The organism is Neisseria sp. P0022.S009 (genome assembly GCF_051956675.1).
Lineage (GTDB): Bacteria > Pseudomonadota > Gammaproteobacteria > Burkholderiales > Neisseriaceae > Neisseria.
Genome location: NZ_JBQCXE010000088.1, coordinates 1 through 430 on the forward strand (window position 1 = coordinate 1; position 430 = coordinate 430).

Here is a 430-nt window from a genome sequence, read left to right on the forward strand (position 1 = left end):
ATGCCGTTGTGTCCCAACACGCCCCTCCACGCGTACACACGCCACAGGAAAGAGGTCCAGAACGACAGCATGATTGCCCACAGCAGGCCGTTGCGCGCAGCCGGATTCGCGCGCGAAATGGCATAAGCGGCCGGCTAACCGATCAACAGGCAGATGATGGTTGTCGTCAGCGCCGTCTTCATCGAAGACCAGTAGGTCATTAGATCGATATTGCTGTTTTCACTGTCGCCAAACGGATTGAGCGTATTCCAAACGTTTTGGAAGATGTCGGCGTAGTTCTGATAGCCGACGGCAATGTTCAGACGGCCTCAGTCTTCATCAATCGTTGTCAGCGGCGTAAATGGCGGAACGGCCATTTCTTGTTCTGCAAAGCTGATTTTCAATACGATGGCGACCGGAATCAGCAACAGAATCAAAAGCCCCATATCTA

Annotated in this window: 1 pseudogene; it reads right to left on the minus strand. The window is 52.8% G+C overall.

Annotated features, from left to right (window positions below):
- Window positions 1-425: pseudogene (locus ACTHUG_RS11570) on the minus strand (putrescine/spermidine ABC transporter permease); the annotation flags it as partial.
- Between the last annotated feature and the right edge of the window lie 5 nt (window positions 426-430).